The organism is Rhodococcus sp. ACS1 (assembly GCF_002300155.1).
Taxonomy (GTDB): domain Bacteria; phylum Actinomycetota; class Actinomycetes; order Mycobacteriales; family Mycobacteriaceae; genus Rhodococcus_F; species Rhodococcus_F koreensis.
On the sequence record NZ_NSDZ01000005.1, the window covers coordinates 128,389 to 154,029 of the forward strand.

14 protein-coding genes are annotated in these 25,641 nt (G+C 68.2%); 9 read left to right on the plus strand and 5 right to left on the minus strand.

Annotation, left to right across the window (positions count from 1 at the left end):
* The first annotated feature begins 208 nt into the window (after positions 1-208).
* The 8 genes from CJ179_RS21370 to CJ179_RS21405 all read left to right on the plus strand — a co-directional run bounded on the left by CJ179_RS21370 (position 209) and on the right by CJ179_RS21405 (position 14,830).
* Positions 209-1,204 (plus strand): alpha/beta hydrolase family protein, encoded by a 996-nt coding sequence (locus CJ179_RS21370; protein WP_083395667.1) that lies wholly within the window; start codon positions 209-211, stop codon positions 1,202-1,204.
* Positions 1,205-1,335: 131 nt separating this feature from the next.
* Positions 1,336-3,222, plus strand: coding sequence for an alpha/beta hydrolase-fold protein (locus CJ179_RS21375; RefSeq protein WP_095863573.1), 1,887 nt, complete (start codon positions 1,336-1,338; stop codon positions 3,220-3,222).
* Between the two features lie 126 nt (positions 3,223-3,348).
* Positions 3,349-3,927: a DUF732 domain-containing protein gene (locus tag CJ179_RS21380; protein WP_095862829.1), complete on the plus strand. Its 579-nt coding sequence runs from the start codon at positions 3,349-3,351 to the stop codon at positions 3,925-3,927.
* A gap of 6 nt (positions 3,928-3,933) precedes the next feature.
* Positions 3,934-4,914, plus strand: coding sequence for a cutinase family protein (locus CJ179_RS21385; RefSeq protein ID WP_074933804.1), 981 nt, complete (start codon positions 3,934-3,936; stop codon positions 4,912-4,914).
* Positions 4,915-5,106: 192 nt separating this feature from the next.
* Entirely contained in the window at positions 5,107-6,096 is a 990-nt protein-coding gene (locus tag CJ179_RS21390; protein ID WP_009477140.1) for an LLM class F420-dependent oxidoreductase, read from the plus strand.
* Positions 6,097-6,283: 187 nt separating this feature from the next.
* The gene (gene fadD32, locus CJ179_RS21395) at positions 6,284-8,179 is read left to right on the plus strand and encodes a long-chain-fatty-acid--AMP ligase FadD32 (RefSeq protein WP_072938582.1); all 1,896 of its coding nucleotides are present in this window, start codon (positions 6,284-6,286) and stop codon (positions 8,177-8,179) included.
* 31 nt (positions 8,180-8,210) lie between these two features.
* Entirely contained in the window at positions 8,211-13,289 is a 5,079-nt protein-coding gene (pks13, locus tag CJ179_RS21400) for a polyketide synthase Pks13 (protein WP_095862830.1), read from the plus strand.
* Positions 13,286-14,830 (plus strand): acyl-CoA carboxylase subunit beta, encoded by a 1,545-nt coding sequence (locus CJ179_RS21405; protein ID WP_072938577.1) that lies wholly within the window; start codon positions 13,286-13,288, stop codon positions 14,828-14,830. The genes pks13 and CJ179_RS21405 overlap by 4 nt, the downstream gene beginning before the upstream one ends.
* A gap of 26 nt (positions 14,831-14,856) precedes the next feature.
* Here CJ179_RS21405 and CJ179_RS21410 read toward each other — a convergent pair whose 3' ends face one another.
* From CJ179_RS21410 to CJ179_RS21425, 4 genes are all read right to left on the minus strand, one after another.
* On the minus strand, positions 14,857-15,831 hold the full coding sequence (locus tag CJ179_RS21410) for a hypothetical protein (protein ID WP_095862831.1): 975 nt from the start codon (positions 15,829-15,831) through the stop codon (positions 14,857-14,859).
* A 108-nt stretch (positions 15,832-15,939) separates the two neighbouring features.
* Positions 15,940-19,263: an arabinosyltransferase domain-containing protein gene (locus CJ179_RS21415; RefSeq protein ID WP_095862832.1), complete on the minus strand. Its 3,324-nt coding sequence runs from the start codon at positions 19,261-19,263 to the stop codon at positions 15,940-15,942.
* A gap of 66 nt (positions 19,264-19,329) precedes the next feature.
* Positions 19,330-22,563: an arabinosyltransferase domain-containing protein gene (locus tag CJ179_RS21420; protein ID WP_095862833.1), complete on the minus strand. Its 3,234-nt coding sequence runs from the start codon at positions 22,561-22,563 to the stop codon at positions 19,330-19,332.
* 55 nt (positions 22,564-22,618) lie between these two features.
* Complete coding sequence (locus CJ179_RS21425) at positions 22,619-24,415, minus strand: glycosyl transferase (protein WP_095862834.1); 1,797 nt, start codon at positions 24,413-24,415, stop codon at positions 22,619-22,621.
* A 214-nt stretch (positions 24,416-24,629) separates the two neighbouring features.
* Between CJ179_RS21425 and CJ179_RS21430 the strand changes: the two genes are divergently transcribed.
* Positions 24,630-25,331 carry an MspA family porin gene (locus CJ179_RS21430; RefSeq protein ID WP_072938563.1) on the plus strand — a complete coding sequence of 234 codons (702 nt, stop codon included), beginning with the start codon at positions 24,630-24,632 and terminating at the stop codon, positions 25,329-25,331.
* Here CJ179_RS21430 and CJ179_RS21435 read toward each other — a convergent pair.
* Complete coding sequence (locus tag CJ179_RS21435; protein WP_072938560.1) at positions 25,328-25,603, minus strand: hypothetical protein; 276 nt, start codon at positions 25,601-25,603, stop codon at positions 25,328-25,330. The two genes, CJ179_RS21430 and CJ179_RS21435, sit on opposite strands and share 4 nt — an antisense overlap.
* Between the last annotated feature and the right edge of the window lie 38 nt (positions 25,604-25,641).

A 25,641-nucleotide genomic window follows, 5' to 3' on the forward strand; every position in this document is an offset into this window, starting at 1 on the left:
GGATCGGAGGGTGAGAGGAAAACCTCGGAATCCGTTCCCCCCGGGAGTGCACAACGGGTCCTTTTGTCAGTAAGGTGATCCCGTCGAGACGCCACCCGCGCAGCGAGCGCTGCGCGGGTGGCGTCTGTACGTGAGATTTTCACGAGAGTTATCGAGAGGTTGCCGCGGCCGCGGCGCGAGACGCATCAAGCGGAGGGAAGACGAGTTCATGCGAGTTGGGGGTTCGACGAGAACAAGCGGATGGGCCAGGCGTACCGCCGCCGCAATTGCTCTGGCGGTCGCACTGCCACTGGGCGTGACCATGGTGGGCGGCGGCGCAACGGCCTCCGCAGCCTTCGACCCCGCAGCGCAGGACTTCTGGGTCGACTCCTCCATGGGTCCGATCAAGAGCCGCATCTGGCGGGCCGCTGACGGCAACACCAACCGGGTCGTCTACCTGCTCGACGGCCTGCGCGCGCAGGACGACCTGAGCGGCTGGGAAGTCAACACCGATGCGGGCCCGTTCCTCGCCTCGCAGAACATCAACGTCGTCCAGCCGGTCGGCGGACAGTCCAGCTTCTACTCCGACTGGTTGTCGAACTCGAACTTCAACGGCCAGAAGACCCCGTACAAGTGGGAGACGTTCCTCACCGAGGAACTGCGCGACGCACTGGCGAACCGCCTCGGCTTCCAGTCCACCCGCAACGGCGTCATCGGCCTGTCGATGGGTGGCAGCGCCGCCCTGACGCTTGCCGCCTACCACCCGGAGCAGTTCAACTACGCGGGCTCGCTGTCGGGCTACCTGAACATCTCGGCTCCCGGCATGCGTGAGGCGATCCGCGTCGCGATGCTCGACGCCGGCCGCTACAACGTCGACGCCATGTGGGGCCCGCCGTGGAACCCGGCGTGGCTGCGCAACGACCCGTTCGTGTTCGCGAACAAGCTTCGCGATAACAACACCCGCCTGTGGGTGTCGGCCGCCAACGGCATCCCCGCCCCCGGCGGAGCCGCACCGACCGGCGTCATCGACGTGTTCAACGCGAGCACCGGTGCGAGCCTCGAGGCGCTGTCGCTGGCGAACACGCGTGCCTTCCAGGTCAAGATGGCGACCCTCGGCGCGAAGAACGTCACCTACAGCTTCCCGCCGCGCGGCATCCACACGTGGCGCTACTGGCAGCAGCAGATCCACGATCTGGCCGGGGATCTCGGCAACACGATCGGGTAGTTCGGAAGTAACAATTGCACCAGCTGTAACAGCGCGGCACTCCCACTCGTCTGTTGTTTGCGTGTAGAAAGAACCGGAACGCGAGGCCGTGCTCCGTGTTGGCCTCGACGCGCAGAGAGAGAGTGAACGTCATGCGAGTAGGCCTGTTCAGGGCAGAACGTCAGCGTTCGTCGACCGGAAACGTTCGAAGGCGCGCGCTCGCCTCGCTTGCCGCTGTGCTCGTGGTGCCGGTGGCGGTCGGGTTCACCCAGACCGCCACCGTCTCGGCTGCGCCAGTCGCCGCGCAGGCCCCGGTGGCCACCCAGGCCCCGGGCGGCGCGACGATCCATCACGTCGACTGGCTCACCGACCGTCGCGTGGCGATCTGGATCAACTCCCCGTCGATGGGTGTGCCGATCCAGGTGCAGATGCTGCTGGCGCGGGACTGGAACTCGAAGCCGACGGAGAAGTTCCCGTCCGTCTACATGCTCGACGGCCTCCGCGCGCAGGACAACGAAAACGGCTGGACGCTCGAGACCGACGCCGAATCGTTCTTCGCCGACAAGAACATCAACGTCGTCCTCCCGGTCGGCGGCCAGTCCAGCTTCTACTCCGACTGGGTGGCCCAGGACAACGGTCAGAACTACCAGTGGGAGACGTTCCTCACGAAGGAACTGCCCCCGATCCTCGAAAGCGATTGGCGCACCACCAAGACACGCGGCGTCGTCGGACTGTCGATGGGCGGCACGTCCGCGATGTTCCTCGCGGCCCGCAACCAGGGATTCTTCAAGTTCGCCGCGTCGCTGTCGGGCATGCTCACCACCACGGCGCTCGGCATGCCGCAGGCCGTCGCCTACGCGATGAGCGATGCGGGCGGATTCGACGCGGACGCGATGTGGGGGCCCCCGACCAGCTCTGCGTGGGAGGAACACGACCCCTACCTGCTGGCCGACAAGCTCAAGGGCGTCAGCCTGTACATCTCCAGCGGCAGCGGCACCACGGGTCCGTACGACCAGCCGTCCGGAATCCCGGGCGTCAGCACCAATTACGCGGGCATGGGGCTCGAGATCCTCAGCCGGCTCACGTCCCAGACGTTCGCGACCAAGCTCAACAAGCTGGGCATCCCCGCCCAGGTCAACTACCGGCCGTCCGGCACGCACTCGTGGCCGTACTGGCAATTCGAACTCCACCAGCTGTGGCCGCAGCTCGCCAGCGCCGTCGACGTCGAACCCGAGAAGCCGGTGTGCACCACCGGTGGGTCCATCGCCGGTGTCGCAGGCGCGAACCCGTGGATCGGCGACTGCCTGACCCCCGAGTACAGCCTCGCGGGCGGAACGGTCCAGGACTTCCGCAACGGCCGGATCTTCGTCAAGTCCGACACCGGCGCGCAGCCGGTGGCCGGCGCCATCGGTGGCGTCTACCAGGCGACCGGCGGTCCGGGCGGGTCGCTCGGCTACCCGACGACGCCCGAACTGGCCACCCCCGACGGACGTGGTCGCTTCAACCACTTCGAGCGCGGGTCCGTCTACTGGTCGCCGCAGACCGGGGCGCACGCCGTCCGCGGCGCGATCCGGGACGAGTGGGCACGGCAGGGCTGGGAGGCCGGACCGCTCGGATACCCGGTGGCCGAGGAAGTTCCCACGCCCGGCAAGGACGGCGCAGTGCAGGGCTTCGAGATCGGCGCCATGTACTTCAGTCCCGCGAACGGCACCCACCGCGTGCAGGGAATGATCATGGGCAAGTACGCCGAACTCGGTTACGAGGGCGGCTGGCTCGGATTCCCGAAGACCAGCGAGATCCCCGTCAAGGACGGCGGCCGGTTCAACCAGTTCGAGGGCGGCAACATCTACTGGAGTCCGCTGTCGGGCGCCTGGGCCGTCGAGAACGGACCGATCTTCGACGCCTGGAAGAGCGCAGGCTACGAGGGCGGCCGGCTCGGGTTCCCGATCAGCGACAAGTTCGCCATTCCCGGTGGCGTCCAGCAGAACTTCCAGACCGGTTACGTCACAGTGATCGACAACAAGGCCGAGATTCACTGATGGCCGCACCGTACTAGAAATCTCACGCGCAACGGGCGGAGCCGGGTCCGGCGGACCAGGTTTCCGCCCGATCTGCGTCTGTACCCTGTCGAGAGACAACGACTTGGAAAGCAAGGACGGAAATAGATGCCGCAGCACTCACGTATCAGCACCACCTTCCGACGGTCGATCGCGGTAGGCGCGCTCGCCGTCGCAGCGAGCGGATTGTTGGTCGGGTGCGGTAGCGACGACTCCACGGCGACGTCCAACCCGTCGACCAGCGCGACCACGACGTCCGCGGCCGCGTCCAGTTCCGCCGAGAGTTCGGTGTCCGCCGCACCCAGCGCGAGCGCTTCCGCGTCGGCCTCCGCACCGGTGACGAGCCCCGGCGAGGCGGCCACCGCGCCGCCGGCGCAGCCCGAGGAAGTTCCGGGCGACTTCCCCGGCCCCAGCGAGGTCCCGGTCAGTGCCGACGGCCAGAAGTTCCTCGACGCGCTGAAGGCCAAGGGCATCGAGCCCGCCGCCGACGGCACCATGGCCGTGAGCACCGCCGACTTCATCTGCCAGGCCAAGGCCGAGGGCAAGAGCGACGCCGAAGCGATGGTGTTCGTCACAGCGATGGTCGGCACCGAGGCGTCCGCTGCGGGGAAGGAACTGACCCAGGAGCAGGCGACGGCCAACGCCACGACCTACATGGACGTCGCACACGCGACCTACTGCAAGTAGACGCCGATGTCGGTGACCGGGCGCGGAACGCGGAAGAAGAAGAGCAGCCTCCTGCGCAAACTGCTGGTGCTGATCGTGGTCCTGCTGGTGATTCTCGTCGCAGTGATCGCACTCTGGTATCTGCTCGCCGGGCGGCTGCCCAAACCGATCCCGACGCCGCCCGGTCCCGAGCGTCCCAATGCCCAGCCGGCGAGCTGTCCCGACGTCCAGGTGGTCGTCGTCCCGGGCACATGGGAGTCCAGCGCCACCGACGACCCGTACAACCCGACGGCCAACCCGGCGTCGCTGATGCTCAACGTGTCGCGTCCGCTGCAGGAGCAGTTCGAGTCCTCGCGCGCCGACGTGTACACGGTTCCGTACGTCGCGCAGTTCTCCAACCCGGTCGCGTTCCCGCCGGACGGGCAGCAGTCGTACAACAACAGCCGCGGCGCCGGCACCGCCGCCACCAACGACATCCTGGTCCGCCGGCACGCCGAGTGCCCGCTGACCAGCTTCCTGCTCACCGGCTTCTCCCAGGGTGCGGTCATCGCCGGCGACGTCGCTTCGAGCATCGGCGCAGGTGACGGCCCTGTTCCGGCGGATCTGGTGCTGGGTGTCGGGCTCATCGCCGATGGCCGTCGCGACCCGGCCGCAGCGACGAACGTCGGGCAGCCGGTCACCGGTGTGGGAGCCGAACTGTCCCTGGCCGGTCTGCAGATCCCGGGCATCACGATGACCGGTCAGCGGCCCGGCGGTTTCGGTGACCTCACCGACCGGGCGGTCGAGATCTGCGCCCCCACGGACGGGATCTGCGACGCGCCGGCGCAGGCGCTGAAGCCGAGCAACTGGATCGGCAGCGGGCTGCGTCTTCTCGAGTACAACAACAACCCGGTCCACGCGATGTACAACTCGTACGTCGTCGACGACTCCGGCACGACGGCCACGCAGTGGATCGCCGGATGGGCAGCCGAGAAGATAGAGGCCGCCCCGACCCCGGCCCACAGTTGATTTTGTGGCGGATGGGTTCACCGTGGTCGGTGTGCCGTGAATCGTCCCGAGCAGATGGCCGCGGCGCGTACTCGCCGGTAGTGTGCGTTTCCCGGCACCGGTAGAGTGCTGCACTGTTGCTGCACCACCCGTGCCCGACCCACCGATGTTCACGTCCTGAACGGGGGCGTTACACCACAGGAGAAGCTATTCATGAGTTCCGACGCCAGCTCGTTGCGTAAGTTCCGATTCGCGGCAGGCGGAGAGGGCAACGCGGACGAGGGCGGCGCGCGTCGGTTCGTCAAGCTTGCGCAGAAGGCCGAGGAACTCGGGTTCGACAGCTTCATGATCCCGGACCACCTGGGTAACCAGGTGGGGCCGATCGCCGCGCTCGGCGCGCTCGCGATCGCGACGGACAAGATCCGGCTCGGCACTGCCGTCCTCGCCAACGGCTTCCGGCATCCGGCGATCCTCGCCAAGGACGCCGCCACCATCGACGTGCTGTCGGGTGGCCGCCTCGAACTCGGCATCGGCGCAGGCTGGATGAAGGAAGAGTTCGACAAGGGCGGCATCGACTACGAGCGCCCGGGCGTCAGGATCGCCAAGCTCGAGGAGACCCTGCAGATTCTCGACGTGCTGCTGCGCGGCCAGGAGTGCAACTTCGACGGCAAGTACTACCAGATCAAGGGCCTGACGGGCAGCCCGCGACCGCGGCAGGGTCCGCGTCCCCCGATCGCCGTCGGCGGCGGCGGCCCCAAGATGCTGGCGCTCGCCGCCAAGTACGCCGACATCATCTCCGTAGCGACGCCGACCAGCAAGGAAGGCAAGCTCCTCCTGTCGGGTGTCACGCTCGAGAAGACGATGGAGCGCGTCGACCGGATCCGGGAGGCCGCCGGTGACCGGTTCGACGACATCGAACTGAACTGGACGATCACCACCATCGTCATCACCGACGACCGTGAGCAGACCGCCGAGATGGCGCTCGCCGCACTCGACCAGGGCTTCCCGCCCAACATCGAGGTCGACACCAAGCTGTCCGTCGAAGACATCCTGAGCTCGCCGTATCTCGCGATCGGCAGCTTCGAGGAGATCGCCGATCAGATCCGTATGGTGCGAGAAAAGACGACAATGTCCTACGTCGGTGTGTTCCCCACACAGATGGATGCGTTCGCGCCGATCATCTCGCAACTGAAGGGCGAGTAGACGCAGCGTACCGAGGGCGGCGATGCCAATCTGTAACATATCGATGGTTTGGAATCGATGAACTTATTCGGGTGAGTGGCGTGTTACGTCGTTTCCCACGAGTTTTACAAGATCCGATTCGGCGAAGGAAGTCTGGGGCGCAGTCATGCCGGTGGCATGCCTGTGTGATCGCTTCGGAGGAGATGGAATGAACGCGAAGTTCGATGATTTTATCGACGAGACGGGCCACATCAGGCTCGACTCGGGAAGCACGCTGGTCGACTACGTCCAGCGGCACACCCGGGAGAACTCGGACGAGCTGGCATACCGCTACATCGACTATTCGCGGGACAGAGACGGCGAAGCGCAGGAGCTGACCTGGGAACAGTTCGGCCACCGGCTGCGTGCCGTCGCGGCGCGCCTCCAGCAGGTCACCAAGCCCGGCGACCGTGTCGCGGTCCTGGCGCCGCAGGGTCTCGACTACGTCATCTCCTTCTTCGCCGCCATCCACGCCGGAACGATTTCGGTGCCGCTGTTCGACCCCGACGAACCCGGCCACACCGACCGTCTGCACGCCGTCCTCGGTGACTGCAAGCCTGCCGCCATCCTCACGGCCACCTCCTCCGCCGCGGGTGTTCGACAGTTCTTCCGGTCCCTCCCCGCCGCCGAACGCCCCCGGATCATCGCCGTCGACGCCATCCCCGACAGCGTCGGCGAGTCCTGGGTGCGCCCCGAGATCGATCTCGACGACATCGCGTACCTGCAGTACACGTCCGGCTCGACCCGGGTGCCCGCCGGTGTGGAGATCACGCACCGCGCCGTCGGCACGAACGCGCTGCAGATGGTCGACTCCATCGAGCTGAACGAGAACTCACGCGGCGTCACCTGGCTGCCGCTGTTCCACGACATGGGGCTGCTGACCGTCATCCTGCCCGCCCTCGGCGGCAAGTACATCACCATCATGAGTCCGCGCGCGTTCGTGCAGCGGCCGTACCGGTGGATCAAGGAACTGGCCGCGGTGTCGGACGGCGCAGGTACGTTCGCGGCCGCACCCAACTTCGCGTTCGAGCACGCTGCCGCCCGCGGCCTGCCGAAGAACGGCGAGAGCCTCGACCTGAGCAACGTGATCGGCCTCATCAACGGCAGCGAACCGGTCACCACGTCGTCGATGCGCAAGTTCAACGAGGCGTTCGCGCCGTACGGCCTGCCGAAGACGGCGATCAAGCCCTCGTACGGCATGGCCGAGGCCACGCTGTTCGTGTCCTCCACCCGGCACTCGGACGAGGCCCGCGTCATCTACGTCGATCGCGACGAACTCAACGCCGGTCGCGTCGTGAAGGTGGACCAGGACGCCGAGAACGCCATCCCGCAGGTGTCCTGCGGTTACGTCGCGCGCAGCCAGTGGGCCGCCATCGTCGACCCGGAGTCGCGCATCGAGCAGCCCGACGACCGGGTCGGTGAGATCTGGCTGCACGGCGAGAACATCGGCATCGGCTACTGGGGACGCACCGACGAGACCGCGGAGACGTTCCACAACAAGCTCACCAACCGGCTCGCCGAGGGCAGCCACGCGGAGGGTACGTCCGCGGACGCCAACTGGATGCGCACCGGCGACTACGGCGTGTACATCGACGGTGAGCTGTTCATCACAGGCCGCGTCAAGGACCTCGTGATCGTCGACGGGCGCAACCATTACCCGCAGGACCTCGAGTTCTCGGCGCAGGAGGCCAGCACCGCGCTGCGCCCCGGCTTCGTGGCCGCGTTCGCGGTCCCTGCCAACCAGCTGCCGGCCGTCGTGTTCGAGAACACGCACTCGGGTCTGAATTACGACGCGGACGACTCCTCCGAGCAGCTCGTGATCGTGGCCGAACGCGCACCGGGTGCCGGCAAGGCCGACCCGCAGCCCGTCGCCGACACGGTGCGGGCCGCGCTGTCGACCAGGCACGGGGTCACGGCGCGCGACATCCTGCTGGTGCCCGCGGGCTCGATTCCTCGCACGTCGAGCGGCAAGATCGCCCGCCGGGCGTGCAAGGCGAGCTACATCGAAGGCACCCTGCGCGGCGGATACACGCAGACGGCCTTCCCCGATAGCGTTTCCGAATAGTCCACTTCCTGACGGGTAGCTTGGTGAGTTGATGGCTGAAAAAGATGATGACCGGGTCGGGGCGAGCGAAGCGACGGGGAATGTCACCGGCAGCACAGGTGACATGACGGTCGCGCAGCTGCGCGACTGGCTGCGCAACTGGATTGCCGATGCAACCGGGCAACCGGTCGGTCAGATCACCGACGACCGCCCGATGGAAGAGTTCGGTCTGTCGTCGCGTGACGCCGTCGCACTCAGCGGCGAGATCGAAGAACTGGTCGGAGTCACGCTCACCGCGACGGTCGCCTACCAGCACCCCACCATTGCGTCGCTGGCCACCCGGATCATCGAGGGCGAACCCGAGCAGCCCGACGACTCCGCCGACGCCGCCTACTACGCGTCGGCGCCGACGTCGGACGCGCACGACATCGCGATCGTGGGCCTGGCCGCACGCTTCCCGGGTGCGGGCACGACTCCCGCCGAGATGTGGCAGATGCTCGCGGAGGGCCGCGACGGCATCTCCGACCTGCCCGAGGGCCGCTGGGAGGAGTTCACCTCCGACCCGCAGATCAAGGCCGCCGTGGAGAAGGCCAACACGCAGGGCGGCTACCTCGACGACGTGAAGACGTTCGACGCGGAGTTCTTCGCGATGTCCCCGCTGGAGGTCGCGAACGTCGACCCGCAGCAGCGCCTCGCGATGGAACTGACGTGGGAGGCCCTCGAGCACGCCCGCATCCCGGCCAGCGACCTCAAGGGCGAGCAGGTCGGTGTGTTCATCGGCAGCTCGGCGAACGACTACCAGTTGCTCGCCGTCAGCGACCCCGTCCACGCGCACCCGTACGCGCTGACCGGTACGTCGACGTCCATCGTCGCCAACCGGGTGTCGTACTTCTACGACTTCCGCGGACCGTCCATCGCTCTCGACACGGCCTGCTCGTCCTCGCTCGTCGCGGTGCACCAGGCGGTGCGCTCGCTGCGGACCGGTGAGTCGGACCTCGCGCTCGCCGGCGGCGTCAACATGCTCGTCGCGCCGCCCGCCACGCTGGGCTTCGACCAGCTGGGTGTGATGGCCCCCAACGGCCGCATCAAGGCGTTCTCCTCCGACGCCGACGGCATGATCCGCGCGGAGGGCGGCGGTCTCGTCGTCCTGAAGCGCCTCGAGGACGCCGAGCGCGACGGCGACGAGATCTTCGCCGTCATCGCCGGTAGCGCCGTCAACCAGGACGGCCGTTCCAACGGTCTCGCGGCCCCGAACCCGGACGCGCAGGCCGACGTCCTGCGGCACGCCTACCGGGACGCGGGCATCAACCCGGCAGGCGTCGACTACATCGAGGCGCACGGCACCGGCACCATCCTCGGCGATCCCATCGAGGCGGACGCGCTCGGACGCGTCGTCGGTCGTGGACGCGCCGACGACAAGCCCGCCCTGCTCGGCTCGGCCAAGACCAACTTCGGTCACCTCGAGGCCGCCGCGGGCGCCGCGGGTCTGATCAAGGTCGTGCTGTCGATGCGGGAGGACACACTTCCCCCGACGCTGAACTTCGCCGGACCCAACCCGTACATCGCGTTCGACAAGGCGCACCTGCAGGTCATTCCCGAGGGTGCGGCGTGGCCGCGCTACACGGGCGCGGCCGTCGCCGGTGTATCCGGATTCGGTTTCGGTGGCACCAACGCCCACGTCGTGGTGCGCGAGTACACCGGGCCTGCCGTCGACGACACCGCCGAGCCCGCCGACACGGTCGTGCCCGCCGAGGTAGCGGTGGCCGAGACCGAGCCGACGGTCGTCCTCGCGGTGTCCGGTGCGCTGCCGTCGCGTCGTCGCCGGGCCGCCGCCGATCTGGCCGACTGGCTGGAAACGGAAGAGGGCAGCACCACCCCGCTCGCCGACGTCGCCCGCGCTCTCGCGCGCCGCAACCACGGTCGCTCGCGGGCCGTCGTCCTGGCGAAGACCCGCTCGGAGGCCGTCACCGGTCTGCGCGCCGTCGCCGCAGGCAAGCCCGGGCAGGGTGTGTTCACCGCGGACTCGCCGTCGTCGAAGGGCGCCGTCTGGGTTCTGTCGGGCTTCGGTTCGCAGCACCGCAAGATGGCCAAGCAGCTGTACCTGGAGAACCCGGTGTTCGCCGCGGCCATCGACGAGGTCGACGCGCTGATCGAGGACGAGGCCGGCTACTCCATGAAGGAGAAGTTCCTCGACGACGCGATCGACTACGACGTCGAGACGTCGCAGGTCGGCATCTTCACCATCCAGATCGGTCTGGCTGCCCTGCTGCGTCACCACGGCGCCGAGGCCGAGGCCGTCGTCGGACACTCGATGGGCGAGGCCGCTGCCGCATACATCTCGGGTGGCCTGCCGCTCGAGGATGCGGTCCGGGTGATCTGCGCCCGGTCCCGCCTCATGGGCGAGGCCGAGGCCACGCTCGAGGGCGACGACATCCGTCTGATGGCGCTCGTCGAGTACAGCGCATCCGAGATCGAGACCGTTTTCACCGATTTCCCGCACCTCGAGGTCTGCGTGTACGCGGCCCCGACGCACACCGTCATCGGCGGCCCGGAGCCTGAGGTCAACGCCATCGTCGCGCGGGCCGAGGGCGAGGAGAAGATGGCCCGCGTCCTCAAGACGAAGGGTGCCAGCCACACCTCTCAGGTCGACCCGCTGCTGGGCGAGCTGGCCGCGGAACTGGCGGGCATCGAACCGACCAAGCTGAAGCTGGGCGTGTACTCGTCCGTCGACAAGGACACCTACTACCGCGCAGGCCACGAGCCGATCCACCGCGAGGAGTACTGGACCAAGGGTCTGCGCCACAGCGTGTACTTCACCAACGCCGTCCGCCTCGCCGTCGGCAGCGGGCACACCACGTTCGTGGAGCTGGCGCCCAACCCGGTGGCCCTGATGTCCGTGGCCGCCACCGCGTTCGACGCCGGCCTGCACGACATGCAGCTCATCCAGACGCTCAAGCGCAAGGAGGACGAGCCGCTCGGTGTCCTCGCCGCGCTCGCACAGCTGTACGTCCACGGGCACGCCGTCGACCTGTCCTCGCTGCTGCCCGAGGGCGACTTCGCGGCCGTTCCGCGCACCGCGTGGATCCGCAAGCCGTACTGGGTGGAGACGCGGATCGACTCGAGCGGCAACACCCGTGTTCCGGGTGCGCACGTGTCGCTGCCCGACGGCCGCCACGTGTGGGAGGTCCAGGCCGGCGCGGTCACCGACCTGCCCGCCCTGGTCACCGCCGCCGCGTCGCAGGTGCTGTCGGACGTGACGCTCGCCGCGTCCGTCCTGCACGCCCACGCGCCCGCGGAGGGAACGCTCACCACCACACTCAACCCGCATCCGGGTGGCGCATCGCTGCAGGTGCACGCGAAGAGCGGTGCGAGTTTCACGCTGCTGTTCGACGCCGCCGTCACGTCCGGTGAGGCATTGCCTGAACCGGTTGTCGGGGCGAGCGAAGCGACGGGGAATGTTGGTGCGGCGCCGGTGCAGACGACGGTGCCGGTGGAGGAGCTGCCCGAGGTCGTCGAGGACATCGGCGAGAAGTGGGACCCGAACGGTTCGCAGACGCTCGAAGACCGTCTCGCGCTGATCGTCGCCGAGTCCATGGGTTACGCCCCGGAGGACCTGCCCGCCGAGATCCCGCTGATCGAGCTGGGCCTCGATTCGCTGATGGCCGTCCGCATCAAGAACCGCGTCGAGTACGAGTTCGACATCCCGCAGCTGCAGCTGCAGGCGGTCCGCGACGCGAACCTGATGGAGGTCGGCAAGTACCTGCGCTACGCGGTCGAGAACCGCGAAGAGGTGCAGGCCCTCGCCGACAAGCAGAAGGCCGAGAAGGAAGCGGAGGAGGCCGCGGAGGCCGACCGTGATGCGGAGGCCGCGGAGGCCGACCGTGAGTCGGAGGCCGACGGTGATTCCGCGGCTCCGCTCGACGCCGAGGACACGTCCGTGGAGGCGGAGGCCGAGGCGATCATCGCGGCCACCCCTGTCCCGGAGGCTGCGCCCGAGGAAACCGCCGTGGACAGCAAGGAAGCGTTCGCCGAGGCGACCGGCACCGACGTTCCGCCGCGCGACGCCGCCGAACGTCTGACGTTCGCCACGTGGGCCGTCGTCACCGGCGAGTCCGCCATGGGCATCTTCAACACGCTGCCGATCCTGAACGACGAGACGGCGGAGAAGCTGGCCGCCAGGTTGTCGGAACGCGCGAACGGTGAGATCACGTTCGACGACGTCCTCGATTCCACCACCATCGAGGAACTCGCCAACGTGGTGCGCGGCTTCCTCGAGGATTCCGGCAAGATCGACGGGCTGGTCCGCGCGCTGCGGCCCCGCCCGGAGGGATCCGACGTCGTCCCGGTGTTCGTGTTCCACCCGGCAGGCGGGTCGACCGTCGCGTACGAGCCGCTGCTGAAGCGTCTGCCCGAGGGCACGCCGATGTACGGGTTCGAGCGCACCGAGGGGCCGATCGATGTCCGGGCGGCGGAGTACCTGCCGTTGATCCGCGAGATCCAGGGCGACGGACCGTACGTGCTGTACGGCTGGTCGCTGGGCGGTGTGCTGGCCTACGCGGTGGCGAAGCTGCTGCGCGAGTCGGGCGCGGACGTCCGGATCGTCGGCCTGATCGACACGGTCATGGCCGGGGAAAAGGTCGAGGACACTCCCGACGAGATCCGTAAGCGCTGGCAGCGGTACGCGGCGTTCGCGAAGAAGACGTACAACGTCGACTACCCGCTGCCGTACGACAAGCTCGCGGCGGCGGAGAGCGACGAAGAGCAGATCAAGATCCTGACGGAACTGCTCAAGCTGAGTGGCACCAAGATTCCGGGCGGAATCATCGAGCACCAGCGCACGTCGTGGCTCGACAACCGGGCCATCCAGACCGCCGAGCTCGAGCAGTACGACGGCGACGTCGTCCTGTACATGGCCGACCGCTACCACGACGACGTGATGAACCTGGAGCCCGCGTTCAAGACCCGGAAGCCGGACGGCGGCTGGGGCGACGCGGTGAAGAACCTGGAGATCATCCACGTGGGCGGCGATCACATCCAGATCGTCGACGAGCCGTACATCGCGAAGGTCGGTGCCGACCTCACCAAGAAGCTGGCGGCGATCCAGGCCGCCGGAACCGGAGCGCATCAGTGACCACCACGACCGCAGAGAAGCTTGCCGAACTGCGCGAAAAGCTGGAAACGGCAAAGGAACCCGCGGGCGAGCAGGCTATTGCCAAGCGCGCGAAGAAGGGCATTCCGAGCGCACGCGAACGCATCGACATGCTCCTGGACCCGGGGAGTTTCATCGAGGTCGGCGGTCTGATGCGCCAGCCCGGTGACCCGAATGCGCTGTACAGCGACGGCGTCGTCACCGGCCACGGGACCGTCGAGGGACGTCCGGTCGCGGTGTTCTCGCACGATCAGACCGTGTTCGGTGGTTCGGTCGGCGAGATGTTCGGGCGCAAGGTCGCCGCGATCATGGAGTTCGCCGCGAAGATCGGCTGCCCGTGTGTCGGCATCAACGACTCCGGCGGAGCCCGAGTGCAGGACGCGGTGACGTCGCTGGCCTGGTACGCGGAGCTGGGCCGTCGGCAGGAGCCGCTGTCGGGCATGTGCCCGCAGATCTCGATGATTCTCGGCAAGTGCGCGGGCGGTGCGGTGTACGCGCCGATCAACACGGACGTCCTGGTGGCCACCGAGGAGTCGTACATGTTCGTCACCGGGCCCGAGGTGGTCCGGAAGATCACCGGCGAGGACGTCAGCCTCGACGAACTCGGTGGTGCCCGGAATCAGGCCCAGTACGGCAACCTGCACCATGTGGCGCCCGACGAGAAGGCCGCGTTCGAGTGGGTGCGCAAGTACCTGAGCTTCCTGCCGTCGAGTTGCATGGAGAAGCCGCCGGTCGTCAATCCGGGTCTCGAACCGGAGATCACGGACTCCGACCGCGATCTGGACACGTTCATCCCGGACGCCGACAACGCCGGCTACGACATGCACGACATCCTGCTGCGGATCTTCGACGACGGCGAGTTCCACGAGATCGGCGGGCAGGTGGCGCTGAACATCATCACCGGCTTCGCCCGCGTCGACGGCCGCACGGTCGGGGTGATCGCGAACCAGCCGCTGGTCGCGGCGGGTGCGCTGGACGCGCAGGCCTCGGACAAGGCCGCGCATTTCATCCGCATCTGTGACGCCTTCGACATCCCGCTGGTGTTCGCGGTCGACACCCCGGGATTCCTTCCCGGGCTCGAGCAGGAGCGGATCGGTGTCATCAAGCGCGGTGGCCGGTTCATCTTCGCGTTCGTGACGGCGACCGTGCCGAAGGTGACCGTCGTGATCCGCAAGGCCTACGGCGGCGCCTACGCCGTCATGGGCTCGAAGCAGTTGGGCGCCGACATCAACTTCGCGTGGCCGACCGCCCGCATCGCGGTGATGGGCGCCGAGGGCGCTGTCGACCTGATCGGTCGCAGGCAGATCGAGGCCGCGGGCGAGAACGCGCCCGCCGTCCGCCGGCAGTTGATCAACTTCTACAACGAGAACATCGCGACGCCGTACATCGCCGCGGAGCGCGGATACATCGACGCCGTCATCGAGCCCGCCACCACCCGGCTCGAGATCCGCAAGGCGCTGACGATGCTGCGCGACAAGACGGTGCAGCGCAACCCGCGCAAGCACGACCTGATGCCGCTGTAGTTCGTTCCCGCACCTGCGGTCGGCGGTCATGCCGACCGCAGGTGCGTTTCGGTGTGCACGAATACCGGCGGCCGGGGGCGCGACGCGGCCAGCGTGTACGCGGCGCGCAGGTCGGCGAGAACGGTCGACGGGTCGCCTCGGATCTGCTCCGGCAGGTGTGTCACGACGACGATTCCCTCACGTTGCATCCGCGCCCGCCGCTGTCTCGTCGCCTCGTGCAGTTCGGGTGAGAAGTGGTATTTCGGCGAGTCGATCTCCCAGGCGACGGCGACGTCGTCCAGCCAGCCGTCGGGTCGGGCGACCCACAGCCCGGCCGCGGACAGCACGTCCACGTCGTGCCGCATCGGCGGAAGCCCGCTCGTCGCATACACATTCTGCGCGTGGACCCGGGCGGCGGAATGCGCGTCTTCGGTCAGTTCGCGCAGGACTGCCCGCGGCAGGTGGCTTCCGCGGTCGCTGCCGTGTGCGATTTCGCGGACCAGTTCGTCTATCGTCACGTCGCCACGCCGGATTCCCTCGGTCAGGAGCGCGTGACAGGCCTCAGCCGTGAGCGTGCGACGTCCGGCGTCCAGAAGGCTGCGCCGCGGCGGAGCGAGGCGCAGGAGCCCCCGGTGGACGGGTGCGGGCAGGTGCCGCGTCCGCTCGACCTTCACGTACGACCAGTCCCGGCGATGCCGGGTGGACGGGATGAGCAGCAGCACGTCGTTCCGGGGCGGTGACGCCGGGTAGCCGAGCGCGGCCAGCGCGGCGTGACCCGACAGGAGCGCGTCCGGGCCGCCGTATTCGAGCGCCGCCAGGTTGCGCTGCAGCGTTGTCGGTGGCCCGTCGTGCAGGAGGACGACGCCGGGGAGGATCCGCTGCCAGGGACCACCGTCGCGGCAGCGCGCGGCGATGGTGTCCTTGGCGACGCCCAGCCGTTCCAGGGCAGCCGCTCGGACCACTCCGTCGCGGCCGGCAGCGGCTGTCCCGGGGAGGTCTTCGGCCCAGCTTTCGGTTCGCATGGGTCCGAGCCTGCCCCGGGCGCAGCGATCCGCGGCCGAAAAGCCCAGGTCGGAAATTGGCCTGTGGATGGACGGAAAGTTGTGGACAACTCCGCCTCTCCGAGACCGCTACGGGGTGGGGTACACCCGCAGAGTGCCCGGCTTCCACAGTCCGGACCGGGTGGCGGTCTCGGTGTCGACGGTGGCCGCGGTGGCGTCCGGGTAGTACCGGTCGAAGCGCTCGAGGGAGCCCCAGTCGCGTCCCCAGTCGTCCCGCATGTAGGTGGGGATGGCGGTGGCGCTGGCGAGCAGTTCGGTGAAGCCGAGGGGGCCACCGTTCTCCGCGGACTGCCAGGTGTCGGTGGAGCTGACGGCCAGCGGACGGTCGGGGAGGATGCGGTAGTTCGGCATCTCCGCGACACCGTACTGGTGGTCGAACGGGCGCTGGCACGGGAACTGCAGTCCGACGGCCCAGTCCAGCAGCACGGGCTGCGTGCTGCCGATCGTCGAGTTGAGGGTCTCGAGCTTCGGAACCCGCGGCGGGGTGAACGCCAGCCACTGATCGCCGGTGAGGTTGGGATCGTTGGCGACGATCCGCACGGAGTCGGCGTCGGGGGACAGTTCACTGATCGGCACGCGCAGGTTGCGCCACGACGGTGCGGGCCCGATGTCCTTGGGCAGGTAGGTGCCCTGGGCCTGGACGGTGCCGTCGGGCTGACGCTTGCCGTATTCGAGCAGCAGCGACTGACCGTAGGTGAGGGCGCCGGTCGCGTCGACCGACCAGATGCGGCCCGCGGCGGACATGACGATCAGCGGGGTGTCGTCGCTGCGTTCGGGGAGGGCGTACCAGCTGGACGACAGCGTCGCCGGCTCCTGCACGCCTTCCTGGTAGCTGCCCATGACGGGTGTCGTGGCCGGGTTGAGTCCGAACGGCAGCTTGGCGGTGCTGCCGTTGACGCCGACATTTCCGGTGCCGCCGCTGGTTCCGGCGCTCGATCCGGTCTCGAAGCTGGGCCCGACGCTCTGGTTGTCGGTGTTGCCCATGCCCTGCTTGACCTCGACGTAGTCGGCGGTCAGGTCGGACGGCACCCCGTTGGGCGAGAATCCGACGGGGTTCGCTCCGCCGAGCGGGTCGGCGGGGTTCGCGAGCGGCTGCGCGGGATCGTTGATGGGAGTGAGGTTTCCGCCGTTGGTGTCGCCTTCGACGAGGACGTCCTCGGCGAGCCCGCACGTCTGCCCGGTGAGGGAGTCGAAGTTGGAGCGGGCCAGCGAGTACGCCGGGTACTGGGAGACGGCGCCCTTGAGGAGGGAGAGGACTTCGAACAGCACCATGATGCCGGCGACGACGGTGAGCGGGGCGGCCGCGAATTTCCTGATCCGCCTCCCCTTCTCGGTGTTGGCGCGGACGGGTGGCGCGGCGAATCCCTCACGCAGGTACTGCCAGGCGGCCAGGGCGACGGCCAGCCCGAACAGGACGAGGAAGAACGTGTTGGACTGGCGGCCGCCGATGGAGACGGTCTTGTCGAACCACGGCACGCCGTAGCTCGAGACGTACCAGTAGCCGTTGATGCCCGCGAACGTCAACGCCAGCATGAGCAGCAGTCCGGCCAGGAAGATCGTCCGGTTGCGGCGCGACCGTAGCGCGGACGCCGACACGGCGACGGCGGTCAGCGCGGCCAGCGAACCGGCGATGCCCGCGTACGCCCCGAAGTGGTGGGTCCACTTGGTGGGGTTGAACATCATGAAGAAGATCGTGCCGAACACGACACCGAGCAGACGCCACGACGGTCCGGTGGCGGCACCGGGAATCCGCCTGCGGCGCAACAGGATGAACAGGGTCGTCAGCAGGCACAGGATCATCGTCAGGAACGCGAAGCGGCGGGCCACGGAACCGTCGACGGTCGGGACGAAGAGGTAGTAGTAGCGCAGGAAGTCCTTGTACCACTCGAGGTTCGGGCCGATCAGGGTGCGGACCCGGGTGGCCTCCATCACCGCGGCGACGGTCTGGTCGGCGAACACGACCACGAGGACGATCGTGCCCGCGGCCGCGATCGGCGCCAGCAGCGGCAGCGTCCCCACCTGGCGGTGGCGCTTGACGACGATCCGGACGAGCGGGCGGGCGCCGGCGAGCAGGGCGGCCACACACATCAGGCCCGTCGGGGCGGCCGCGAGCGTGAACGCGCCGATCAGGACGGCGACGGCCGCGGGGAGAAGACGTCCGGTCGCGATGGAACGCTCGATGGAGCACCACGTGAGCAGGGCGCCGAGCGCCACGATGGGCTCGGGCCGCAGACCGTTGTTGTAGGGCAGCCAGAACGCGAGGAACACGAGTCCGCCGGTCCACAGCGCAACCTTGTTGCGCCGGACCGACCGGCCGAGGCGCGGAGCGACCTCCCGGCTGATCACCATCCAGCACAGGATCCCGGCGATCAGGGCGGGCAGTCGCATGAACGGGCTGGCCGTCGAGATCTTGGCCATCGCGGCGAGGACGTCGTAATACCAGCCGAACGGCGCCTCGGGGACGCCGAACCAGCGGAAGTAGTTGGCCATGTAGCCGGCGTGGTCGGAGACCCGGGCCATGGTGAGCAGATAGCCGTCGTCGGAGGTGTTCGCGCCGATGAAGTGCCACAGCACCAGCGTGCCCACGACGATCGTGTCGAGTCCGGTGAACTTCCACCAGTGCGACGGCAGGAAGTTGCGGTGCCCGCGCCCGTCCGTGCCGTCGAGGCGGCCGAGGGCGACCAGGGCGATCGCCGTGGCGAGGAGAGCCACGATCATGGCGACGAGCTTGATCAGCGTGGGGCTCGACGAGAACCGGGAGTCCACGTTCATCGTGAACGACAGACCGGCCGGCGCCGCCCCGTCGCGGAGGTCGCTGAACACGCCCACCACCTGCGGGCGGAGGTCGCCGGTGAGGGAACCGGCGATCGGGTCGCCGGCCGGGGTGGTCAGGCCCACGAACTCGGCGGACGTCGCGTCGATGTTCGATGTGATGCGGATCTCGCTACAGGCGCCCGACTGCACCTGTGCGCGGGGCGCCGTGGCGATGGTGACGTTGCGGTCCAGCACGTCCACGGACTTGTCCGACACCCGCACGAACATCGCGTTGAGCGCCGCACCCTCGCCCTGTGCGGGGGCCGTGGCCAGCAGGATTCCGCCCTGCGGGGGAAGCCCGGCCACCGCCGAACACGGGATCGACGCCGACAGGTCGATCGGGACCTGCGACACCAGCGGTGCCTCGAGGTCGCCGACGACGCCGTTCTCCGGCCAGTTCACCGCTGCGGTGGTCTGCTGCACCGGCATGAACGGGGTGGCCACCGCCAGCACGAACCCGATGAGGCCGGTGACGATGGCGATCAGACGAGCGGTCCGGTACTCACTCCGCCGGTCCTGGCGAGCAGGCGGCGAAGTGGCTTCGGGATCGGAGACGGAAGTTGTCAGAGCGTCGGGCACGGTTGTCGATGGTATGTCAGGAACCTGAGGAGGCATATTGCCGCCTACCAGAGGGTAGGGGCGCTTCTAGTAGTAACGCACCGGTCCGGCCGACCAGGTACCCGACCTGGTCACCTGTTCGGATTCGACCTCGGCGGGCGTCGCCGACTCGTCCAGCGGCGTGTACCGCTCGAGCGAACCCCAGTCGCGGTCCCAGTCGTTCGACAGGTAGGTGGCCAGGGTGCTCGCCGACAGCAACTGGTCGGTCCAGCCCAGCGGGCCGCCGCCGAACTTGTCCTGCCAGGCGTTCGTGGACTCGGCGCCGATGCGGTCGGGAAGAACGCGCCACTGCGGGACCTCGGCGACCCCGTACCGGTGGTCGAACGGGCGCTGGCAGGGGAATGCGAGCCCGACGGCCCAGTCGAGGAGCACGGGGTCGCTGGACCCGACGACGGTCTGCAGGGTCTGCATCTTCGGCACCCGGGGCGGCGTGACCGCCAGCCACTGTCCGGGGTCGGTGTCCGGGTCGTCCGCGACGAGCCGGACCGTGTTCGCCTCGGCGGGCAGCTGGTCGAGTGGCACCCGCAGGTTGCGCCAGGACGGGGACGGTCCGATGTCGATCGGGTCGACGGTGCCGAGCGCGGTGACGGACCCGTCGGGACCGGCCACCCCGTACTCGACCTTCAGGCTCTGGCCGGGGGTGACGACGCCGTCCGCGTCGACCGACCGGATGCGTCCGGCCGCCGAGATCGTGACGATCGGTGCGTCGTCGCTGCGGTCGGGCAGCCCGTACCAGCCGGTGGTGAGGGAGGCGGGTTTCTGCTCCCCGCCCGGCTGGTAGCTGCCGAGGACCGGGGTTCGGGCGGGGTCGAGACCGAACGGCAGCGTCACGGTGCTGCCGTTGACTCCGGCGGTGGCCTCGGTGCCGCCACCGGTGCCGGAACTGGTGCCCGTGGTCGTCTCGTCGGTTTCGGTGTCGACGGTGTTGGCGCCGCCGGTGGCGATCTTCTCGGAGTCGGCGGTGAGGTCGTCGGCGATGCCGTTGGGGGTGAAGCCCTCCGCGGACGTCGCACCGAACGCGCCTGCACCGTTCGGGTCGGTGACGGGGGTGAGCGGTTGCAGCAGGGCGGCGGTCGGGTCGGTTTCGACGAGGACCTCGTCGGCGAGCGCACACGTGCCGCCGGTGACCGATTCGATGTTGGCCTTCGCGATGGAGTACCCCGGGTACTGCGCGACGGCCCCCTTCAGCAGCGACAGCACCTCGAACAGGACGACGGCACCGGCCGCGACGGTCAGCGGCGACGGCGCGAGCATCCGGGCGCGCTTCCCGTTGGGCTTCTTGCCCGTCTCGTACGGTTCGCGGACGTGGTACCAGGCGGCCAGGAGCAGCGTGAGGACCGTGAGTCCCAGGAACAGCGTGGAGAAACCCTTGCCCGCGATCATCGGCGGCTTGTCCCACCACGGAACGCCGTAGCTGGAGACGTACCACCAGCCGTTGGAACTGGTGAACGCGACCGCGAGGATGAACAGGACACCCGCGGCGAACAGCGTGCGGTTCCGTTTCGAGCGGATACTCGCCGCCCCCACCCCGACCGCGGCGAGCACCGCGACCGAACCCGCGAGCCCCGCGTACACCCCGAAGTGGTGGGTCCACTTGGTGGGCGTGAACATCATCAGCAGCAGCGACGCGAACACGATGCCGAGGATGCGGCGCGACGGCCCGATCGCGGTCCCGGGCACCTTCCCCTTGCGCAGGATCAGCATCACGCAGACCACGACGCACAGCAGCATCACGAACACACCGAACCGGCGGGCCAGCGAGCCGTCCGGGGAGATCCCCATCAGCGAATCCCAGCGCAGCCGCTCGTCGAACCAGGCCACGTTGGGTCCGAGGGCGGTGCGGACACGCGTCGATTCGAGCACCGTCGCGAGTGTCTGATCCGCGAAGACGGCCACCATCACGACCGTTCCCGCGGCGAGGATCGGCAGGATCTGGGACGCAAATCCCACCCGGTGGCCGCGCGCGATGATGATCTGCAGGATCGGCCGCGCACCCGCGATCAGGGCCGCGATGCAGATCAGCCCGGACGGTCCGGCGGCGAGGGAGAACGCGGCGATCAGCACGGCGACGGCACCGGGAAGCAGTCGTCCGGTGGCGATGGCCCGTTCGATGGAACACCACGTGAGGAGGGCGCCGAGCGCGATGACCGGTTCGGGGCGCAACCCGTTGTCGTACGGCAACCAGAACGCCAGGAAGACCAGGCCACCGGTCCAGAGGGCAGTCCTGTTGCGGCGCACGGCGACACCGAGGCGAGGAATGACCTCCCGGCTGATCACCATCCAGCAGAGCAGCGCCGCGAGCAGCGTCGGCAGTCGCATCCACATGCTCGCCGTGCTCACCTTCGCCAGCGTCGCGAGCAGTTCGTACGACCAGCCGAACGGCGCCTCGGGGACGCCGAACCAGCGGAAGTAGTTGGCCATGTAACCGGAATGCTCCGACACCCGCGCCATGCCCAGGAGATAGCCGTCGTCGGACGTGTTCGCGCCCACCACGTGCCACAGCAGCAGCGTCCCGATCACGACGGCGTCGACACCGGTGAACTTCCACCAGTGCGCAGGCAGGAAGCGGCGGGCGCGCCTGCCGTCGATGCCGTCCACGCGGTGCAACGCGTACAGCGACGTCAGCGTCGCGAGGACGCACACGATCATCGCCAGCAGTTTGAGCAGCGTCGGGCTCGACGAGAACCGGGAGTCGAGGTCGACGTGCACATTCAGGTCGGCGGGCGCCGCCCCCTGCAGGTCGGTGAACAGGCCGACCATCTGCGGTCGCTGGTCGCCCTCGACGGAACCGGCGAGCGGTTCGGCGGTGCCCGTGACCTCGGCCGACGTCCGCTGGTAGTCGGACGTGACGGTGAGACCGGTGCAGCCCTGCAGGTCCGCCGCACCCGCCGAGATCAGGGACCTGCCGCGAAGGGTGACGTCGACCGTGCCGCCGGCGCCCGCCTTCACGACGAGGCCGTTCTTCTCGAAGTCTGGCGCCCGGTTCGGGAGGGTCGAGACGACGGTGCCGCCGTCGGGCCCGAGTTGCGTGAACACCGAGCAGGGAACGTTCACCTGCAGGGCCAGCGGCGTGTACGAGACCAGGGGCGCCTCGACGCTACCGAGCGTGCCGTTCTGCGGCCAGTCGATCGTCGCGGCGTCCTGCTTGACCGGCAGGAACGGGGTGGCCAGCGCGAGAACGAAACCGATCAGGCCGGTGACGATCGCGATGAGCCGGGAAGTGCGGATGCTCCGGACGTCGGGCAGCGGCGGTTGTGGCACAGCACGATGTTAGTCACCCGTGAGTACTTATTAACGTCCGGCGGTTAATAAGTACTCACGGGTGGTGCAGCCACCGCACGTCCCACAGCCACACGCCGTCGACGGGTTTCGCCGGCGCCCCGACGAGTTGCCGGACCGTCTCGCGCAGGACGCGATCGTTCTGGGTGTGCGGCAGGACCAGGACGTCGGCGTTCCAGAACTTCAGGTCGGTCAGCGCCTGGGCCCTCGTCGCGTCGTCGATGACCGGTACCTGGCCGGACGACTGCGCGGACGCGAGCAGTAGTGCGGTGGGGCGGTCGTCGGGCCCGTACTTGCCACGCTGCTCGCTGCCGGCCGGGCCGACGAAATATCCACCGGCAATGGGGAATGCGAGATCCTGCTCGGTCTGCCAGCGCAGCATCCGGGCGTTTTCCGGGGAGGGGAGCGGCACCGTGACGACGGAACCGTCGGTGACGTAGTCCCGCCACGTACCGTCGGCGAAGAAGTTCGGCGCGGCGTCCCGCTGCACGACTGCCAGGGGTGTCGGCGTCAGCGGAAGCAGCGCCACCACGAGCCACCCGACCCACAGCAGCGTGGTGGTCCGCTGGCCCTCGCGGGCGGACGCCAGGGCGCGGTCGGTGCCGAGCGTGAGCAGCAGCGCGGCGGCGGGCAGGCAGCCCATCGCGAAGCGCGACTCGAGGACGGACTCGAGGAGCGGAAGGTGTGAGATCAGCTTCCACGGCAACGGAATTCCGGTGTCCCAGCCGCCGATCGTCAGCGACGTCCCGAGCGACAGGACGCCCATCACGGCGACCGTCGCGGCCGCGGCGCGTGCGAGCGGCATCCGCCACAGCCACAGGGCGGACAGGCCGAGGAGAATCAGCAGGGGCCAGCCGAAGTACGCGTTCTCCTCGGTGGCGTTCATGCTGAACTCGGCGGACCCGGGCTCGCCTGCCAGGGAGGATGTCGGAAAGCTGGTGAACGATTCGGTGTCGTTGCCCACCGGGCCGTGTTCGATCGCGCGGTAGCTGTCGGGCCCGAAGAACTGCCACCACAGGGGAACGGCGGCGACGGCCAGCGCGACGCCGCCCGCGACCGCAAAACCCTTGATGCTGTGCCTGACTGCCGCGAACGCGGTCCGCGGGCGCGACGCCGCGTAGGCGATCCCGAAGACCGTGAACGCCAGCGCGTAGATCAGCAGGGGTTCCTCGCCGAGGAAGATCTGGTAGGCGATCAGCAGTCCCAGCACGATGCCGTCGCGCACGGGTCGCGCGCCGCTGCCCAGCCTGATCACGGCGAGCGCGATGAAGGGCAGCAGGAACAGGGCGACGAAGTTGGGATGCCCGTTGGTGTGCGAGATCAGGGCGGGTGCGAAACCGCACAGGCCGCCGCCGACGGCCGCCGCGAGTCGCGAGGACACGACGTGCCGTGAGAAGACCCAATACCAGGCAATTGCCGTGCCCGACAGGCCAAGTGTGAGTGCCAGAGTGAATGTGACGTTCGGTCCGAACAACAGTGTGACGGGCGCCAGCGGAATGCTGATGCCGAACATCGCCGTGTTGCCCATGAGATTGACGCCCAGCGGATAGTTCTGCAGGTCGCTGGACAGCGGGTTCTCCAGACGGACCAGCGAGCGTGCGGCGACTGCGAAGAACCACTCCCACATGGTCTGGTCCTGGCCGCTGCGCACCAGATAGCCGGTTCCGAGGTGTTTCCACTGGCGGGCCAACACGAATGCGGCCAGGCCGACGTAGAAGACGACCGCTGCGACATCGGCCGGGTGCGGCCGGAAACGGGAGCGGACAGGGCGAGCGGTGGTGCTGGTGCTCCCGGCGGGCCGAGTCGTCTCGACCGGGGTGAGTATCTCAGTCACGCAGCAGCGCCTCCGGTTCTCGGGTCGATGTCAATCGATCGAGGGTACCGGAGGTCGCTGAGAGCTTCCTGGGTTGCGATCGGGTAATTGTTGCGTGTATCACATCAAGTTGATTTGTGAACTTCTGATCAATACAGGGATATTCTTCTGCCCCACTGGTTACGCTCAGCATGCTTTTCCGTATCGGTTGCAGTGCATTCTGAATGGGGTCGGCATGACGGACATCAGCACATCTCGATTTGGGTACAAACGCTTCACACGGACGGTTGCAGTCGCAGGCATCGCCGCGCTCGCCATGGTCATGGGCAACGGCACGGCGTCGGCCGGCGTGGACAATTCCAGCTCCGTGATCGATGCACGAGGGAATCGCATCGAAGTCGTCCAGGGCGACACGCAGTATCAGGTCGTACCGCCGCTGGACGGCGTACCTACCAGCGTGGAGTTCTTCCACAACGGTTACGCGGGGGTCGCCATCACCGGGCCGAACGCGGAAGAGTTCAAGGGAACTCAGCTCACCGTCGGTTATCAGATCGGTTACCCGGTCTCGTTGGCAGGCGCGACCATCGTCCTCAACTCGCCCGGACTCGGGTTCGCAATCGGGTCGAGTAATGGAATCAACCTGGGACTCGTCCCCGACTTCACGCTGGACCTGAACGCAGGGACCAACGCGGAACTCGCCGGTGACATCATTCCGTCGCAGGAACTCGATATCGACCTGGAACCGGGTGGAATCACCACCGTCCCGCTCCTCGAGGGGCAGGAGTTCGACGGATCGGCGGCTGTGGTCAGGATGCAGGGAGTTCATGGCTCCATCTCCGGTGCTATCGGGCCGGTCACCATCCGTCCGTACGCGATGGCCGTGACGGAGAACGGTGACACCGTGATGACTTACGGCGTGCCGCAGAAGCTCAACTAGGCAGCCCGCCCGACAGGGTGCCTGACAGGGGTCGCCGGACTGATGTCCGGCGACCTTTGTCGACTCAGATGGACGACGACGTCGCCGGCGACGAACACGGCGGCGCCGAGCACTGCGACCACGAAAAGCGCCCAGTGCCCGACGTAGACACCGATGATCGCTCCGATCGTCGTTGCGAGTCCGGCATGCACGATCACCTCACCGGGAGCGGTGCCGAGAAGATAGTCTTCGGCACCGCTGCCGGCACGTCGAGGCTCCACTGCATCCGGCATGACCGCTCCTCGCGACGACCCGACAATTCCCCTCAGGG

Excerpts from the sequence above, each read along its gene's own strand:
- CJ179_RS21370 (WP_083395667.1), top strand. The coding sequence starts at position 209 with ATGCGAGTTGGGGGTTCGACGAGAACAAGCGGATGGGCCAGGCGTACC.
- CJ179_RS21375 (WP_095863573.1), top strand. The coding sequence starts at position 1,336 with ATGCGAGTAGGCCTGTTCAGGGCAGAACGTCAGCGTTCGTCGACCGGA.
- CJ179_RS21380 (WP_095862829.1), top strand. The coding sequence starts at position 3,349 with ATGCCGCAGCACTCACGTATCAGCACCACCTTCCGACGGTCGATCGCG.
- CJ179_RS21385 (WP_074933804.1), top strand. The coding sequence starts at position 3,934 with ATGTCGGTGACCGGGCGCGGAACGCGGAAGAAGAAGAGCAGCCTCCTG.
- CJ179_RS21390 (WP_009477140.1), top strand. The coding sequence starts at position 5,107 with ATGAGTTCCGACGCCAGCTCGTTGCGTAAGTTCCGATTCGCGGCAGGC.
- fadD32 (WP_072938582.1), top strand. The coding sequence starts at position 6,284 with ATGAACGCGAAGTTCGATGATTTTATCGACGAGACGGGCCACATCAGG.
- pks13 (WP_095862830.1), top strand. The coding sequence starts at position 8,211 with ATGGCTGAAAAAGATGATGACCGGGTCGGGGCGAGCGAAGCGACGGGG.
- CJ179_RS21410 (WP_095862831.1), bottom strand. The coding sequence starts at position 15,831 with ATGCGAACCGAAAGCTGGGCCGAAGACCTCCCCGGGACAGCCGCTGCC.
- CJ179_RS21430 (WP_072938563.1), top strand. The coding sequence starts at position 24,630 with ATGACGGACATCAGCACATCTCGATTTGGGTACAAACGCTTCACACGG.
- CJ179_RS21435 (WP_072938560.1), bottom strand. The coding sequence starts at position 25,603 with ATGCCGGATGCAGTGGAGCCTCGACGTGCCGGCAGCGGTGCCGAAGAC.